We start from the raw sequence: 15,642 nt of genomic DNA on the forward strand, positions 1-15,642 counted from the left end.
CCCCCTGAGCGGCTACGCCGCTTCCCCCTCTCTGGCGCTTTGCGCCGGAGGGGGACGGCACCAGCGCCTGTCGGGGAGACAAGGCGGCCCTTGCGCGGCGCCCTGCGGTGGGCAGCGCCGGTTTTATACGGCGGCAAATCAAGCCACCTCCGTGGCCACGACATGCCTATTCCTTTTCTGGCGCCATGTGCCGAAGGGGACGCAGCGCCCTGACTTGGATCGGCTCCCTCGCCCCTTCGGGGAGAGGGCGGGGGTGAGGGGCTGCCAACCCCAACACAAGAAGCAAAAGGGTGACACAAACTCCAACACAATCACCCTGAAACGCTTATATATCAAGCAGTAACAGCTATCAAAACAAAGCCCCTGGGTTCACACTCAGGGGCTTTGTGACTATGCAGCGCGCTGGCTTATTGGGCCGGGGCCGGCGCTGCAGGCGCTGCAGGCGCTGCAGGCGCTGCAGGCGCTGCAGGCGCTTCTGCAGCAGGCGCTGGCGCTTCGGCAGGGGCCGGCACCACGGCAGCGGGGACGGCGGCGCGCTGGAGCTTGGCGGGCAGCAGCTTGTCCAGCCACTGCAGCTGCCAGGCGCCGGCCAGGGCCAGCACCGCCACCAACACGCCAATCGTGATCCAGCGACCACGGTGGCCGTCGGCATAGGGGTCGTTGGCGCTGAGCTTGGCCGAGGCCGGGACCTTGGCCGTCTGCGACAGGGCATCGCCCAGGCGCAGATTGATGATCATGCGTCCGTTGATGGCCCAGCCGCTGGCATCCAGGATGGGACCCAGGCTGCGCTGGCGCAGCTTGAGCCAGGCAATCAGCATGCTGGGGCAGGAAATGGCCAGCACAATGCCCAGCAGGCCCACGGGAATCCAGGGGCCCATCTCGATGAATTTGCCAAAGATGCCCACCATGACCGCGCTGATCGAGCCCAGAGCCACGCCAATGGCGGCCACGGTGCCCACATCGGTCTTGCGCGCAGCAGGAGCGGCAGGTGCTGCAGCGGGCGCCGCTTCCGTATTGGCGGCATCTGCCAGCTTGTTGGCCGAGGTGTCCAGCCTGACGGTCACGGCGTCTTGCTTGGCCGAGGCGCGCTTGGCCACCTGCTCTTCCACCATGCGCAGAAACTTCTTGTACGGCGAGAAGAAGGCCTGGGCAATGCTGGTGGGGTTCTCGATGATCTTGGTGATGGTGGCATCCCAGTCCTGGCCATCGCGGTCGTAGAACACGCCGTTGCGGCCCACCATCAAATAGTCCACATCACCGGCCGTGAAGGCGGCCACGATGTGGCGTTTGACGCCGTCACGGCGGCATTCGCAATAGGCCAGATAGACCTTGGCCAGCCCGGCCAGCCCGGCGTGGGCATTGGGGTCGGTCACATCCACGGTCAGGTCGCAGCTGCGACCATCCATGAACAGCGTGCCGGCCTGGAAGGCGGCGGCTTCGCTGCGGCTGTAGAAGTCGGCAAACGAGACAAAGTTGTTCAGCAGGCGCAGCAGGTCACGCTGCAGGCGGATGAGCTTTTCCAGATCCCTGGCCTGGGCACCATGGTCTTTTTCCTGGGTGTCACGCGCTATCAGTGCCTGCAGCGTGGCTTCGGCGCCGCCATCGAGCAAGTCCTGAACTTCGGCCTGGGTCAGCTGACCCAAGGGGCTGCTGGGGTGGTCGGCCAGCCACTGCTGGCAAGGGGCCAGCTGCGTCTTCAACGCCTGCCACTGCGCCGCATCCAGCGTGCGCTGCGCGCCCAGCAACGGGGCCACGGCATGGGTGGCCAGGGCCTGCAGCGCAGCCGCCCAGGCCGGGTTCACGCCCTCGGTCAGCGGCAGCACGCCTTCAGGGGTGATGGTGGCCAGCGGCAAGGCGGCAATCGCCTCCGAGGCCGAGGTCAGCTGCTCCGCACCCAGAAGGGCATAGCCTTCCACGCTGGGGCTCAGCGGGGCCTGGGCCTTGGCGTCAAAGGCAGCCAAGCGGCAGCGTGCAAAAAAGTCTTCCACTTTGGCATCCACGGCCGTCAGTGCCTGAGCAGCCGCCACGGCCTGCTCCTGCTCCTGCTCCAGCGTGCAGTGGTGCTCCTGCACCTTCACATGCCAGGCATGGATGGCGCGCACATCGGCAAAGAAGGCATCCAGCTGGGCCTGGCCCATGCCAGGTGCATCATCCACACCGGTTTCGCTGCCATACAGATCCATGATGCGTTGCACCAGGGCCTGCTGGCCGCTTTCCTCCGGCAGCGTGACCGGGTTCAGCAAGCCATCGCCATTGAATGGCAGGGCATTGAGCATGACCAGACGCTCACGCACATCGGCCAGGCTGACGCTGTCCGCGCCTTCGCGGCCCAGCAGATTCAGCACGCGCTGCGCTTCGGCATGCAGGGCGGCGCCGCCAGGCTGGGCAATGTCCAGGCTGGCCAGTTGCAGCACATCGCTGCCGGAGGCCAGCACCTCGGGGTCGCGCACCTGGGCCACCGCCCACTGGCAGGCAGCAATCAGCTCTGGCGCACGGATGCGGCCGTCATGGTCCAGGTCAATCAGGTCCAGGGTTTCGGTATCGAACTCGATGCCCCGGGTCGGGCAGGCCAGGGCCACCCACAGTTTCTTGTCCAGCGAAGCGATGTTCGCAATATCTTGCCCCGTACGGATGGCCACCTGCTCCACGCCACCTGCGCGGAAGAACTGCCATGCGTACCCTGTCTGTTGCTGCTGCATGAAGATGATCTGACTTGAGGGATTCCAGGCCCGTAGGCCTGCGACGGCACGCAAGGTTGATGGCGTTCAGCGCCCATCCCTGCGCAAGAAGCGCCAGTGTAGGCATGCAAAACCGGTCCCAAAGAAAATAATTTTTATCGTCTTGGGCAATATGGCTGGGCTTTTATTGCTCCGCAATGGATAGCAGCGCCGCATAATGAAACACCGCATGCACTGCAGGCCGCGCCCTTTCTTGCCCGACAGCGAAGCAACCACCCGCATCCCATATTGCGAGCCCTCATGAGCGCGCCCGGTTTTTTTCCCAGACCGCTGGCGGCGATGCAGCCATGCCACGCTCCTGCCGGGCTGCGCGGGAAACACCGCTGTACATGACACAATTCGACGCATGTCCGCCCCCACCCCGCTTTCTGCCGACAACCCTTTGATGCCCCGCCTCTACCAGGCGGCTATTGGCCCGTTGCAGACCTCTTACTACCAGCAGCAGTTCGAGCGCTTTGACGTACTGGGCCGCCCGCTTCCCAGTTGGAACTGGGCAGCCGGCTGCTGCACCCTGGGCTGGATGGGCCTGCGCGGGCTGTGGAAGCCTGCCGCCGGCTATGCCGCCGTGCTGGCCTTGCTGATTGCCCTGTGGTGGGCGCTGGACTTGCACCATCTGCTGCCGGCCCCGGCCGCCTGGGCCCTGGCCCTGCTGCTGTTGCTGCTGTGCGTGGTTGTGCCCGGGCTGTGGGGCAATGCCCTCTACCACCACCATGTGCGCCAGCGCACCATGCAGGCGCTGACGCAGTCGCGCACGCTGGGCGAAGCCATGACCCTGCTGCAAGCCCAGGCCCCGACCCCGGCCCGCCTGCAGTGGGCCACCACCGGCCATGCCTTGGCCGCACTGCTGACCGCCGGCCTGGCATGGGCTGCCAGCACCAGCCTGACAACCTCGCCCACCCATTCGCCCGCACTCGCCCAGGCCCCTGCGGACCCTGGCGGCACCCACACCCAGCAGGACATGGCCCGCGCCCTGGCAGCGCTGCAGCCTGCTGCGCCTGCCGATGCAGACGGCACCCCGGCAGAGCCACCCGCCACAGCGCCCGAGCCTGTCGCATCTGCACCCGCCGCCGTAGAAACCCCGGCCGCCACGGCAGCAGACACCAGCGCCGCGACCACCGCAAGCACCACAGCCCCCGCGCTGGCAACCGCCACGACTGCAGCCGCTGCCGCCTTGAGCGCAGCGCCCGCAGCGTCCGGCGACGCCCCCAAGGAGGCGGCAACTCCTCCAGTTCCCCAGGCCGCGGTGGCGAGCAGCAAGGCCACGGACAAGACAGCCTCTGCGGACAAACCTGCCAAGGCCGAGAAGCCCGGCAAGAGTGCCCCTGCGGCCAAGGTCGAAAAAACCGAGAAAGCGACCAAGACCTCCAAGGCGGGCAAGACCGAAGCCAAGGCCGATGTTGCACAGAAAACGGCACTGCAACCGGGCAAGTACTATCTGAACAGCGGCCTCTATGCCCAGCCCGAGAACGCCCGCCGCGTGGCCCGCCAGCTGCGCGAGGCCGGCCAACCGGTGTTCACACAAGCAATCGCATCGCGCAAGGGCGAGGCCACCCGCGTGCGTGTGGGCCCGTTTGAGCAACGCGCCCAGGCCGAAGCGGCGGCCCGCAAGATTCAGGAACTGCAACTGGAAGCACAGCTGTTCCGCCACGCATCGGACTGAAACGCCTGAGCCGGCAGCCTTTCAAGCCTGGATGGCCGGCGGCCGTCGAGACATTTGCTTGCAACTCTATCCCCCGAAACAAGGGTCTGAACTGCTAAGGTCAGCGCTATAGTTTTGAGAGAGGAATCCGTATGCGTACTGCGCTCTGGACCTGGATGGCCATCACGACCGTACTGGCCGGCTGCGCCAGCGGACCGCGCCCCAAACCCGCTGCCCCGGCCCCGCTGCAGCGCTGCAACGCCGCTGCCGCGCAATGGGCGGTAGGCAAGACCAATACCAGCCAGCATGTGGATGAAGCCCGTCGCCGCTCGGGCGCACTGATGGCCCGTGTGCTGCGCGCCGACCAGCCCGGCAACCCGGCGGTCCCTCAGGTCGTCGATGTCGAGCGACTGAACCTGCAAGTCGATGCCACCGGCCGCATCATTGCGGCCACCTGCGGCTAAGCGCGTGTTGACGATCTCTACGCAACACCCTGCAAGCTGGAACCCCAGCCGTCACTGAAGAAGACCTGCTTCGGCAATAGACGCGCAGCCAACCCCGCTGCGGACGGGCTCAGTTATCCGCAAGAAAAAGTTCTTGCAGATCACTCAAAAAATCAAAGCCACGCTCGGTAGGCTGCACCCGGGCCATGTCCCGCTGAATCAAGCCCTTTCGCTCGGCCTCTTCCAAAGCGGTACGGATGGAGCTGATGGGCAGGCCCGTGCGGTCCAGATAGTCCTGGATGGCAAAGCCGCCGCGCAAACGCAGGGCATTGAGCATGTACTCAAACGGCAGGTCCTTGCGGCGCACATCCTCATCGCTGGCCAGGGCGTGACCGGCCAGGGCCGCATCCATATAGCGCTGGGGGTCGCGGATTTTCGCCTGGCGCACGATGCGGTGGGCAAAGCTCAGCTTGCCGTGGGCACCGGCACCAATGCCCAGGTAATCACCAAACTGCCAGTAGTTGGTGTTGTGAAAACACTGGTGGCCTTCTTTGGCGTAGGCCGAGATTTCATAGCGCTGCATGCCCGCCGCACCGGTCATGGCGGTGATGCGGTCCAACATGTCGTAGGCCTGATCGTCCTCGGGCACCAGGGGAGGGTACTTGGCGAAGTAGGTATTGGGCTCGATGGTGAGGTGGTAGATGGAGATATGCGGCGGCGCAAAGGACAGCGCGGTCTCCAGATCGCGCACCAGGTCCTGCTCGGTCTGGCCGGGCAGGGCATACATGATGTCCAGATTGAAGGTCTCGAAGGCGCTGGCCGCCTCTTCCACAGCCGCACGCGCTTGGTCGCCGCTGTGCACCCGGCCTATGGCGGTCAAAAAGCGGTCGTCAAAGCTCTGCACACCAATGGACAACCGGCTCACCCCGGCCTGGCGGAAGGCGCGAAAACGGTCCTTCTCGAAGGTGCCGGGGTTGGCTTCCAGCGTGATCTCGCAGTCCGGCTCCATGCGCAAACGTGCACGCAGGCCACCAATCAACTGGTCTATGGCCTCGGGGCTGAACAGACTGGGCGTGCCACCACCGATGAAGACACTGTGCACGGTGCGGCCCCAAATCAGCGGCAGGCTGGCCTCCAGATCGGCCATCAGCGCATCCAGATAGCGCTGCTCGGGAAAGCCGCGCGCACCGCCCTGGCCCTGGAATTCATGCGAGTTGAAGTCGCAATACGGGCATTTCTTGAGGCACCAGGGCAGGTGGATGTACAGCGACAGCGGTGGCAGCGCAGGCAGGCCCAGCAGGCCGGCGCGCATATAGTGCTGCACGTCCTTGGGCGCCTGGCCCAGCTGGGGCTCGCTGCCCACGGGGTGAAGAGGAATGCTCATGGAAGTGCGCCGCGCTCTGGTCAGGCTGCCAACCAGCTGTTTTTCAGCAACTCCATCATGGCCTTGGTGCTGCGGCCACGGTGGCTGTGGTCGTTCTTGAAGGCCGGGTCCATTTCGGCAAAGGTCTTGCCCTGCTCGGGAATGAGCAGCACCGGGTCGAAACCAAAGCCGTTGCTGCCTCGGCGCTCGGTGGCGATTTCCACGCGCACCCGGCCCACGGCAATCAGGGGCTCGGGGTCTTTGGGCGAACGCACGCCCACCAGGGTGCTGACCATGGCGGCGCGGCGGTTGGTCTCGCTGGCCATGTTCTGCAGCAGCGCCGTCACATTGTTGGCATCGCTTTTTTCCATGCCGAACTGGGTGCAGTAATACGCCGTGTCCACGCCAGGCAGGCCGCCAAAGGCGTCTACGCACAGACCTGCGTCGTCGGCAATGGCCGGCAGGCCGCTTTTCTCGGCGGCAAAGCGGGCCTTGGACAAGGCGTTTTCCACAAAGGTGCCAAAGGGCTCGGGGGCTTCGCCTTCAAACAGGTCGCCCTGGCAGATCAGCTCCACGCCCAGGGGCGCGAACATGGATTGCAACTCGGCCAGCTTGCCGCGGTTGTTGGAGGCGAGAACGATTTTCATGGTCAAAAGTGCGCTCAAGCACAGCAGATGTGCGCGAGAAGCTATGAATCAAGGAGTCTGAAACACCTGGCACCACGCTGCGTGGCCACCCGGCACAGCCCGCCAGTGTCGCCCATTGCACAAGGCCTTGCAGGCTGCCACGGCACCACAGAGCACAGGCCTTGGCACCCATGGGCGCAGGCTGCCCAGAGCGCGTAAAGACAGGGTCGGGCGGGGTGGCAGCTTGCCGGCAGGCTCTGCCAAGACAGGGCTTGCAGAGGCGTCTATAGGCCCCATCCAGTAGACATTTGTGCAGCTACTTATCAGGGATAGGACTAAAGCCGGATAATTGCAGATATTCGCAAGCAACCAATGAAAAGTCCGATGGCAGTTTACAGCATGACCGGTTACGCCAGCGCCCAGCACGCCAGCGGTGCGGACGCAGGGGAAACGTCCTCGCACAACATCCGTTTGGGACTGGAGATTCGTTCGGTCAACAGCCGGTTTCTGGACCTCACCTTCCGCCTTCCCGACGAGCTGCGGGCCCAAGAACCTGCCCTGCGCGCCCTGCTGACGGCCAAGCTCAAGCGCGGCAAGGTGGAAGTGCGCGCCGCCATCGACCAAGATGCTGCATCCAGCCTGCCCCAGCCTTCGCCCGCGCTGCTGCAGCGTCTGGTGTCGCTGCAGGATCAGGTGCAAGCCTGGCTGCCCAAAGCCAATGGCCTGTCGGTCTCCGACGCCTTGCGCCTGTGCGGCCAAGGCCCCAGCAGTGCCGCCAACTGGTCCGAGATTGCCCCGGCCCTGGCCGAACAGGCCCTGACCGAGCTGCTGGCCGCACGTGAACGCGAAGGCAAGCGCCTGGCCCAGATGCTGCGCGATCGCATCCAGCAGCTGCGCGCCCTGGCTACGCAAGCCGGCCCTCTGGTGCCCCAACTGGTAGAACAGCAGCGCCAGCGCTTTCTGGAGCGCTGGCAGGAAGCCATGGGTCTGGCCGAAGGCCAGGTAACGCCCGAAGCCGCCCAGGACCGCGCCCTGACCGAAGCCACGGCCTTTGCCATCCGCATTGACGTGGCCGAAGAGATCACCCGCCTGGACTCGCACCTGGATGAGGTCGAGCGCCTGCTGAAAAAGGGTGGCGACATCGGCAAGCGCCTGGATTTCCTGATCCAGGAAATGCACCGCGAAGCCAACACCCTGGGCTCCAAATCCGCCGCGATGGAGCTGACCCGCATCAGCGTGGACATGAAGGTCCTGATCGAGCAAATGCGCGAGCAGGTCCAGAACATCGAATAAACCGATACCACCAGGGCGCGCAAGCGCCCTTTTTGTAAGCCCTTTTTTTCAAAGCCTTACCAGGCAACCCAACTCCGTAGAGCCATGGAAACCCCAGGAAACCTCTTCGTCGTAGCAGCGCCCAGCGGCGCCGGCAAATCCAGTCTTGTCAAAGCCCTGCGCTCCTTCGATGCGCGCGTCTACCCCTCGGTCTCGCACACCACGCGTGCACCCCGCGGCCAGGAAAAACACGGGCGCGAGTACTACTTCGCCTCTGAATCCGAATTCGATGCCATGGTGGCCAACAACGCCTTCGTGGAATGGGCCAATGTGCACAGCAAGCGCTATGGCACCTCCAAGAAAGGCATCCAAGACCGCCTGGCCAAGGGCGAGGATGTGTTGCTGGAAATCGACTACCAGGGCGCCTTGCAGGTGCGTGCCGCCTTTTCGCAGGCCGTGCTGATCTTCATCCTCCCTCCCAGCTGGGAAGAGCTGCGTTCACGCCTGGAAAACCGGGGCGAAGATGCGCCCGAGGTGATCGAGCTGCGCATGAAAAACGCCGAAAAAGAGATGGCCCAGGTGGAAAAGTTCGACTTCGTTATAATCAACGAATTGTTCGAGAGTGCGCTTTTTGACCTGAAAGCGATCATCCACTCCCAGCGCCTGAAGTACGCCTCCCAGCGCCGCCTGCGGGCCGACGTCTTCGAGTCGCTCAATCTTTCCTGAATTGCATCCCCTGGAGAAACCCGATGGCACGCATCACCGTTGAAGACTGCCTGGAGCAGATCCCCAACCGCTTCCAGCTCGTGCTGGCAGCCACCTACCGCGCCCGCATGCTCAGCCAAGGCCACACCCCCAAGGTGGAGTGCCAGAACAAGCCTGCCGTGACCGCCCTGCGCGAAATCGCCGAAGGCAAGGTGGGCCTGGAAATGCTCAAAAAAGTACCAGGCTGAAATCTGGGCTGATATTTTGCAGCACAGCGTTTCCGCTGGACAATAGAAGCACCGTATCCCGGTGCTTTTTTCTTTCTCTCCGCGGAATATGCTGACCGCGCTACATTTGAGACATGAACGCGGCCCTACCTTCGTCACACGCTACTGATTCTGCCACTGCCCTCCCCTCAGAGACGGGCAGCGGCAAACCCACGGCCTTGGAGGTTTCGACCGCGCATTTCGCGCAGCTGCTAGAGCGCTTGCAGTACATGGACGCCGCCAGCATTGCCCAGGTCACGGAGGCATGGCGCTATGCAGACCAGGCCCACACAGACCAGTGGCGCAGCAGCGGTGACCCCTACATCACCCACCCGATTGCCGTCACCGCCATCTGTGCCAACTGGAAGCTCGATGCCCCGGCCCTGATGGCGGCACTGCTGCACGACTCCATGGAAGACTGCGGCATCACCAAGGATGATCTGCAGGAACGCTTTGGCGAAGCCGTGGCCGAGCTGGTGGATGGCTTGACCAAGCTGGACAAGCTGCAGTTCAACACCCGCGAAGAAAACCAGGCCGAGTCCTTCCGCAAGATGCTGCTGGCCATGGCGCGCGATGTGCGCGTCATCCTCATCAAGCTGGCGGACCGCACCCACAATATGCGCACCATGGGCGATATGCCGCGCAGCAAATGGGGGCGCATCTCGTCCGAGACGCTGGAAATCTACGCCCCCATTGCCCATCGCCTGGGGCTGAACCAGACCTACCGCGAACTGCAGGACCTGGCCTTCCGCCACCTGTATCCCTGGCGCTACAACACACTGGACAAGGCCATTGCCAAGTCCCGCGCACGCCGTCGTGACCTGGTCCAGCGCGTGCAGAGCGACATCGACGCCGCCTTTGCCCGCACCGGCATGCAGGTGCGGCTGATGGGGCGTGAAAGCACGCTGTATTCGCTCTATCAAAAGATGATCCGCCACGACCTGACCTTTGCCCAGGTCACGGACATCTATGGCTTTCGCGTGGTCGTGCCCAGCGTCATCGACTGCTACACGGCACTGGGCGTGCTGCACCAGCTCTACAAGCCGGTGCCCAACAAGTTCAAAGACCATATCGCCATTGCCAAGAACAACGGCTACCAGTCGCTGCACACCACCCTGGTCGGCCCCTCGGGCGTGAGCGTGGAATTCCAGATCCGCACCGAGCAGATGCACATCGTGGCCGAGGCCGGTGTGGCCGCGCACTGGCTGTACAAGGCCCAGGCCGGCGCAGATGCCAACCTGAACACCAAGTGGCTGCAGTCGCTGCTGGACATCCAGAACGAGAACAGCGACGCCACCGAGTTCTGGGACCATGTCAAGGTCGACCTGTTCCCCGACTCCATCTATGTGTTCACGCCCAAGAGCAAGATCTTGGCCATGCCGCGTGGCGCCACCGTGGTGGACTTTGCCTACGCCATCCACAGCAACATCGGCAACCATGTCACGGCCGCCCTGGTGAATGGCGAATATGTGGCGCTGCGTACCGAGCTCAAGAGCGGCGATGTGGTGGAGGTCATCACCTCCGAAGAAGCCAACCCCAATCCAGCATGGCTGGGCTTTGTCAAAACCGGGCGGGCGCGCTCCAAGATCCGCCACCACCTGAAGAACATTGCCCAAACCGAGTCCATCGAGCTGGGCGAGAAGCTGCTGACCCAGTCGCTGCGCCAGGAAGGCATTGCCGCCCTGCCCGATCTCTCGGAAAGCAACCAGGCGCTGTGGGACGAGGTGCTGCACAAGACCGGCAACCGCAGCCATGCCGAGCTGCTGGCCGACATTGGCATGGGCCGGCGCATTGCCAGCCTGGTGGCCAGCCAGATCATGGCCCAGCTCTCCACCCACGGACAGCGGCCCGATGCCCTGCTGCTGACCCAGGAGCGCTTTGCCGCCAAGGACAAGCTCAGCCAGGGCACGGTGATGCTGGACAACCCCAACACTGCCTCCATCCGTTATGCGCATTGCTGCAGGCCAGTGCCGGGCGACCCGATTCTGGGCTATCTGGGCCGCGGCGAAGGCCTGATGGTGCACCACGCCCTGTGCGCTACTGCCAAACGCCTGCAGGCCAAGGACCCTGACCGCTTCATCTCTGTGGAGTGGAGCGACGAAAGCCGCCAGCACCTGTTTGAGAGCGGCATTGTGCTCACCATCAAGAACAGCAAGGGCGTGCTGGCACGCGTGGCTGGCGAACTGGCCTCGCTGAACGTGGACATCCGCCATGTGGACATGGACGACGAGGCCGCCATGGAGACCACCGACCTGCGCTTCATCATCTCGGTACACCACCTGGAGCAACTGGAAGCGTCGCTGCGCAATCTGCGCCGCATTCCCACCGTGGTGCGTGCCACGCGCATTCTGGCGCAAGACTAGCCACCTCCTTCTCCCACCAGGGAGACGACAGCAGCGAGCAGTGCGGCCGGCGCAGGTTCTTGTGCGCGGCCCCTGGCCTGGGCTGCACCGGTTTGGTGTGCCTGGCCCTCACGCACTTGGGGGAGAAAAGCACAGCCTTTGCGGGCTGCCCCTGGCTTGGGCCGGCGCGACAAGATACAGCGCTGATTTTCCGCTTCTGCAGCTCCAGCAGGGCATCCAGGCCTCTGTCCGGCAAGCACACCGCTGCCAGTGCTGGTATACCTAGCGCATGCTGCAATCAGCCTCCATGCTCCAGCCCCTGCCCCAACCGCCTCTTTGCGCACGCACCGGCCACCCCACAGTCTCTCTCTTTTTTGCAGCGCACTGGCGGCGCTGGCTGGCCTCGTTGGCCTTGCTGTGTACCAGCCTGTGGCTGGCGGGCTGTGCGGGTCTGCCCGCCCATGTCCAGCGCACACCCTCCACGGCCTTGTCTCAGCCGGAGCAGACCGCCTTGGGCAAGATGGTGGCCGCACAGCGCATCCAGGCCAAAACGCCCTACCACTCTGGCTTTGTGCTGCTGGGCGGAGCCGAAGCTGCCTATACCGGTCGCCTCGCACTGATCCAGGCCGCACAAAAGACGCTGGACATCCAGTACTACGCCATCCATGCCGACGCCAGCACGGCCAAGCTGCTGCAGGAGATCGCACGGGCCGCAGGGCGCGGGGTACGCGTGCGCATTCTGCTGGATGACTTTCACAGCGCAGGCAAGGATGCGCAGGTCATGCGCATGGCCTTTGTCCCCGGTGTGGAAATGCGCATGTTCAACCCGGTGATGGGGGCACGCAGCTCACCGCCGCTGCGTGCACTGAGCACGCTGACCGACTTCTCCCGCGCCCAGCAGCGCATGCACAACAAGCAGCTGATTGCCGACAACATGGTGGGCATTGCCGGCGGCCGCAATCTGGGCGATGCCTATTTCGATGCGCTGGACAGCGACAACTTCATTGACCTGGACATCCTGGCCGCCGGCGCCGTGGTGCGCCAGCTCTCACGCAGCTTCGACAGCTATTGGAACAATGCGCGTGCCTACCCTGTGGAGTCCCTGCTCAGCCTGTCCGAGCTGGATGCCATGCTCAGCCCCGAGCAACAGGCTCGCATGCAGGCCCACCATAGCCGGAGCGAGCCCAATCCCCGCCAGGCCGAACAGGCCGCCACCCAACAGGCATTGCTGGCCTTGCCCCCCATGGTGCTGGAAAGCGCGCCCTGGATCTGGGCACCCGGCCTGGTGCTGGCCGACCAGCCCGCCAAGATCGCCCTGCCCTCAGACAACGAAGCCCCTGCGGCCGATGCCCTGGCCGAAGCCGAAGCCGAAGCCGCAGCCGCAGCCGCAGCCGCAGCCGCAGCCGAGCCTGCCCCGCTGATACAGACCAGTCCCGCCAGCCGCCGCCAGGCTGCATCTACCAACGCCGGCACAGGCAGCCAGCAGGCCTTGCGCCGGGTGCTGGCCCCCATGGATGCGCAAAGCAATGTGGTCGACGGGCTGTTGACCCTGGTCGACCTGGCACGCAGCAAGCTGCTCATCGTTTCGCCCTATTTCGTACCGGGCGCCGACATGAAGGCGGCCTTCGCCCGCGCCCTCGCCCGCGGTGTGCAGGTCCGCATCCTGACCAACTCCCTGGCCTCCAACGATGCGCCGCTGGCCCATGCCGGCTACGCCCGCCACCGCAAGGAGCTGCTGGCCATGGGGGTGCAGCTGTATGAGCTGCGCAGCCTGCAAACAGGTGATCAGCACTCCACCCTGCGCGGGGCCGCCAGCCAGGTCAATGGTGCCAGCGGTGCCTCCCGCGCCATGCTGCATAGCAAGCTGATGGTGGTGGACGAGCAACTCACCATCGTGGGCTCCATGAATCTGGACATGCGCTCCCAGCTGCAGAACACCGAAATCGCCCTGCTGGTGGCATCGCGCAAGCTGTCCGGGCAGGCGCAGCGCCACATCAGCGCCACCCTGGCCGAAAGCGCCTGGCATGTCACGCTGGGGGCCAACGGCAAGCTGCTGTGGCAGGCCCCGCCCGAGCGCGACTGGGGGGATCAGACCACCGAGCCCGATGCTAGCTTGCCGCTGCGCATGATGATTCACCTCATTGGCCCGTTAGCCCCCGACCACCTGCTGTAAACACATTGTCCAGACGGCTTGGTGGTGCCTCTTTTGGAGGCGGCCATACAGCGCTTGATGCTTTGTTGCACGCCCTGGCCGTATGGAAATACTGTCTGCGGGCGCGCGTCGCGCCTCAAGCGCTGTCTGGCCGTTGTGGGGCGAAGGCAAACGCCTTGCTATTTTTTCAGGCCCACTCCGGCCGGCGAACAACCGGGCTGCTGCTCTATAAAACCCGGGGCAGACTGTCCGGGTCGCTGGGGGCCCAGTCCAGTCCGTACTGTTGATGCTGGGCGCGAATCCAGTCGCCCACATCCTGCTGCACCGTCATCACGCGCACCGTCTGAAAAGCGGTTTCCGCTTCCGGATAGCGGCGGCGCATCAGGTTCAGCCATTGCTTGAGCCGGCCGGCGCGCTGGCCGGGGTTGAGGTCGCGGCAGACCATGTCCCAAAAGCGCTGCAAATGGGGCAGCATCTGCGCCCAGGGCACCACCGGAGGCTGCTCGGCGGGCACGGCATCGGCCAGGGGAAAGCCTTCAGCCACAGCGGCACGCAGCGCCAGCGCCAGGCCGGGGTCGGCCACGCTGCCACGGCCCAGCATCAGGTCCTCGCAGCCCGAACGCTCGCGGCAGCGCAGCGCATCCTGCACGTTCCAGATCTCGCCATTGGCAATCACCGGCACGCGCACCGCCGCTTTGATCGCGGGAATCAGCTCCCAATAGGCCGGCGGCCGATAGCCATCGGCCTTGGTCCGGGCATGGACCACGATTTCGCAGGCCCCGCTCTCGGCCATGGCCTGGGCGCACTCGCGCATCAGACCGGTGTCGTGAAAACCCAGGCGCATCTTGGCCGACACCGGTAATTCCGCCGGCACGGCGCGGCGCACGGCCGCCACCAGCCGGGCAATGGATTCCGGGTCTTGCAGCATGGACGCCCCGCCGCCATGGCGGTTCACCACCTTGGCCGGGCAGCCAAAGTTCAAATCTATCCCCTCAGGCCCCAGTCGGCACAGATTGGCCGCGTTTTCGGCCATGCTCACCGGGTCCGAGCCCAGCAGTTGGGCGCGCACCGGCACACCTGCCAGCGTGCGACTGCCGTGGTGCAGCTCGGGCATATAGCGCTGGAACACCCGGTCGGGCAGCAGCGAGCCGCTGACGCGGATGAATTCGGACACGCAGCGGTCCACACCACCCACCTGGGTCAGCACATCGCGCAAGACAAAGTCCAGCAGCCCTTCCATGGGAGCCAGCAATATTTTCATGGTGCTCATGCCGGCCCTCGCCGGGTCGACCCAAAATACAAGACAAAAAACGGTTTTACGCAGACCCCATCAGCACAGAATGCTCTGTTTTCAAGAGCAATCGCTGCACCCGCTGGCGCACGGCCACGTGGATGCAAGGCGCTGGAGCGCTATTGTCGCCATCTCCCCTGCTGGCTGCAGGGTTCATGGATTTGTCACCCAACGGTGCTGCAATAAGGCATGGTTGCTTCCGACCAGGCCCAGCTCTCCTGCCTCCCTTCTCCCCAAGCCCTCTTGCTGCGCACCCCGCTGGCGGCCCAGGCTTTGGCTGGCCGTACGGCCTTCACGCTGCGCCAGCGCTCCGTGCTGCTGATGGCGGAAGGCATTCCACGCCGCCTGCTGGAGGCCCTGTTCCACGGACAGGGCGCCGTCCTGGTGCAAGAGCTGCTGGACGCCGGCTACCTCATGCTGCTGCACCCGACCTATATGGATGCCCTTCACGCAGCCGACCTGCACCTGGCACGCCTGCGCGCCCAGTTGCAGGAGCTGTGCGAGCGCCTGCTGCATGAGCAAGAGGATGAGCTGGCCCCCCTGCTGCGTCGGTTGCTGTCCGATGCGCCAGACCTTCCCAGCCTGCGCGCTGCCTGCTCCCGCTGGATGCAGGCCCTGATTCACCAGGGCGGCAGCCGCCGCATCCACTGTCTGCGCACCCAGTTGCAGCTGCTGCTGGCGCCCCCAGTCGAGCTGGACGACATGGAAAGCGCCGACGATATGCCACCACCCTCACCGCCCCACACCCGCTGACGCCCTCGCCAGACAGCAAAAAGCCCGCACAGAGACGGGCTTTCAGGTGGAG

The 15,642-nt window shown here is 64.6% G+C and carries 12 protein-coding genes; 8 read left to right on the forward strand and 4 right to left on the reverse strand.

Annotated elements, in window-relative coordinates; all coding sequences use genetic code 11:
• Positions 1–407: 407 nt before the first annotated feature.
• A complete protein-coding gene (locus ACA027_RS17805) occupies positions 408–2,699 on the reverse strand; it encodes a hypothetical protein (RefSeq protein ID WP_370679530.1) in 2,292 nt (763 codons plus the stop codon).
• Positions 2,700–3,084: 385 nt separating this feature from the next.
• On the opposite strand from ACA027_RS17805, the gene ACA027_RS17810 reads away from it, so the two are divergent.
• The gene (locus ACA027_RS17810) at positions 3,085–4,398 is read left to right on the forward strand and encodes an SPOR domain-containing protein (protein WP_370679531.1); all 1,314 of its coding nucleotides are present in this window, start codon (positions 3,085–3,087) and stop codon (positions 4,396–4,398) included.
• Positions 4,399–4,529: 131 nt separating this feature from the next.
• Complete coding sequence (locus ACA027_RS17815) at positions 4,530–4,841, forward strand: I78 family peptidase inhibitor (RefSeq protein WP_370679532.1); 312 nt, start codon at positions 4,530–4,532, stop codon at positions 4,839–4,841.
• 109 nt (positions 4,842–4,950) lie between these two features.
• Here ACA027_RS17815 and hemW read toward each other — a convergent pair whose 3' ends face one another.
• On the reverse strand, positions 4,951–6,204 hold the full coding sequence (gene hemW, locus ACA027_RS17820; protein ID WP_370679533.1) for a radical SAM family heme chaperone HemW: 1,254 nt from the start codon (positions 6,202–6,204) through the stop codon (positions 4,951–4,953).
• Positions 6,205–6,224: 20 nt separating this feature from the next.
• Positions 6,225–6,830 (reverse strand): RdgB/HAM1 family non-canonical purine NTP pyrophosphatase, encoded by a 606-nt coding sequence (rdgB, locus tag ACA027_RS17825; protein ID WP_370679534.1) that lies wholly within the window; start codon positions 6,828–6,830, stop codon positions 6,225–6,227.
• Between the two features lie 378 nt (positions 6,831–7,208).
• On the opposite strand from rdgB, the gene ACA027_RS17830 reads away from it, so the two are divergent.
• The 5 genes from ACA027_RS17830 (at position 7,209) to ACA027_RS17850 (ending at position 13,567) form a co-directional block, all read left to right on the forward strand.
• Positions 7,209–8,102, forward strand: coding sequence for a YicC/YloC family endoribonuclease (locus ACA027_RS17830; protein ID WP_370682621.1), 894 nt, complete (start codon positions 7,209–7,211; stop codon positions 8,100–8,102).
• An 84-nt stretch (positions 8,103–8,186) separates the two neighbouring features.
• Positions 8,187–8,807: a guanylate kinase gene (gene gmk, locus ACA027_RS17835; protein ID WP_370679535.1), complete on the forward strand. Its 621-nt coding sequence runs from the start codon at positions 8,187–8,189 to the stop codon at positions 8,805–8,807.
• A 23-nt stretch (positions 8,808–8,830) separates the two neighbouring features.
• Positions 8,831–9,034 carry a DNA-directed RNA polymerase subunit omega gene (rpoZ, locus tag ACA027_RS17840; RefSeq protein WP_219162602.1) on the forward strand — a complete coding sequence of 68 codons (204 nt, stop codon included), beginning with the start codon at positions 8,831–8,833 and terminating at the stop codon, positions 9,032–9,034.
• 113 nt (positions 9,035–9,147) lie between these two features.
• The gene (locus ACA027_RS17845; RefSeq protein WP_370679536.1) at positions 9,148–11,415 is read left to right on the forward strand and encodes a bifunctional (p)ppGpp synthetase/guanosine-3',5'-bis(diphosphate) 3'-pyrophosphohydrolase; all 2,268 of its coding nucleotides are present in this window, start codon (positions 9,148–9,150) and stop codon (positions 11,413–11,415) included.
• Positions 11,416–11,701: 286 nt separating this feature from the next.
• Positions 11,702–13,567 (forward strand): phospholipase D family protein, encoded by a 1,866-nt coding sequence (locus tag ACA027_RS17850; protein ID WP_370679537.1) that lies wholly within the window; start codon positions 11,702–11,704, stop codon positions 13,565–13,567.
• A 205-nt stretch (positions 13,568–13,772) separates the two neighbouring features.
• Here ACA027_RS17850 and ACA027_RS17855 read toward each other — a convergent pair whose 3' ends face one another.
• Positions 13,773–14,807, reverse strand: coding sequence for a tRNA dihydrouridine synthase (locus ACA027_RS17855; RefSeq protein ID WP_370682622.1), 1,035 nt, complete (start codon positions 14,805–14,807; stop codon positions 13,773–13,775).
• A gap of 219 nt (positions 14,808–15,026) precedes the next feature.
• On the opposite strand from ACA027_RS17855, the gene ACA027_RS17860 reads away from it, so the two are divergent.
• Entirely contained in the window at positions 15,027–15,590 is a 564-nt protein-coding gene (locus ACA027_RS17860; RefSeq protein ID WP_370679538.1) for a hypothetical protein, read from the forward strand.
• Positions 15,591–15,642 lie beyond the last annotated feature (52 nt).

Origin of the sequence: Comamonas sp. GB3 AK4-5 (assembly GCF_041320665.1) — a bacterium.
Classification (GTDB): Bacteria; Pseudomonadota; Gammaproteobacteria; order Burkholderiales; family Burkholderiaceae_C; genus Comamonas.

What these genes read in the sequence shown, in the direction of transcription:
- ACA027_RS17805 (WP_370679530.1), bottom strand. Translation starts at nt 2,699, where the DNA reads ATGCAGCAGCAACAGACAGGGTACGCATGGCAGTTCTTCCGCGCAGGT.
- ACA027_RS17810 (WP_370679531.1), top strand. Translation starts at nt 3,085, where the DNA reads ATGTCCGCCCCCACCCCGCTTTCTGCCGACAACCCTTTGATGCCCCGC.
- ACA027_RS17815 (WP_370679532.1), top strand. Translation starts at nt 4,530, where the DNA reads ATGCGTACTGCGCTCTGGACCTGGATGGCCATCACGACCGTACTGGCC.
- hemW (WP_370679533.1), bottom strand. Translation starts at nt 6,204, where the DNA reads ATGAGCATTCCTCTTCACCCCGTGGGCAGCGAGCCCCAGCTGGGCCAG.
- rdgB (WP_370679534.1), bottom strand. Translation starts at nt 6,830, where the DNA reads ATGAAAATCGTTCTCGCCTCCAACAACCGCGGCAAGCTGGCCGAGTTG.
- ACA027_RS17830 (WP_370682621.1), top strand. Translation starts at nt 7,209, where the DNA reads ATGACCGGTTACGCCAGCGCCCAGCACGCCAGCGGTGCGGACGCAGGG.
- gmk (WP_370679535.1), top strand. Translation starts at nt 8,187, where the DNA reads ATGGAAACCCCAGGAAACCTCTTCGTCGTAGCAGCGCCCAGCGGCGCC.
- rpoZ (WP_219162602.1), top strand. Translation starts at nt 8,831, where the DNA reads ATGGCACGCATCACCGTTGAAGACTGCCTGGAGCAGATCCCCAACCGC.
- ACA027_RS17845 (WP_370679536.1), top strand. Translation starts at nt 9,148, where the DNA reads ATGAACGCGGCCCTACCTTCGTCACACGCTACTGATTCTGCCACTGCC.
- ACA027_RS17850 (WP_370679537.1), top strand. Translation starts at nt 11,702, where the DNA reads ATGCTCCAGCCCCTGCCCCAACCGCCTCTTTGCGCACGCACCGGCCAC.
- ACA027_RS17855 (WP_370682622.1), bottom strand. Translation starts at nt 14,807, where the DNA reads ATGAAAATATTGCTGGCTCCCATGGAAGGGCTGCTGGACTTTGTCTTG.
- ACA027_RS17860 (WP_370679538.1), top strand. Translation starts at nt 15,027, where the DNA reads ATGGTTGCTTCCGACCAGGCCCAGCTCTCCTGCCTCCCTTCTCCCCAA.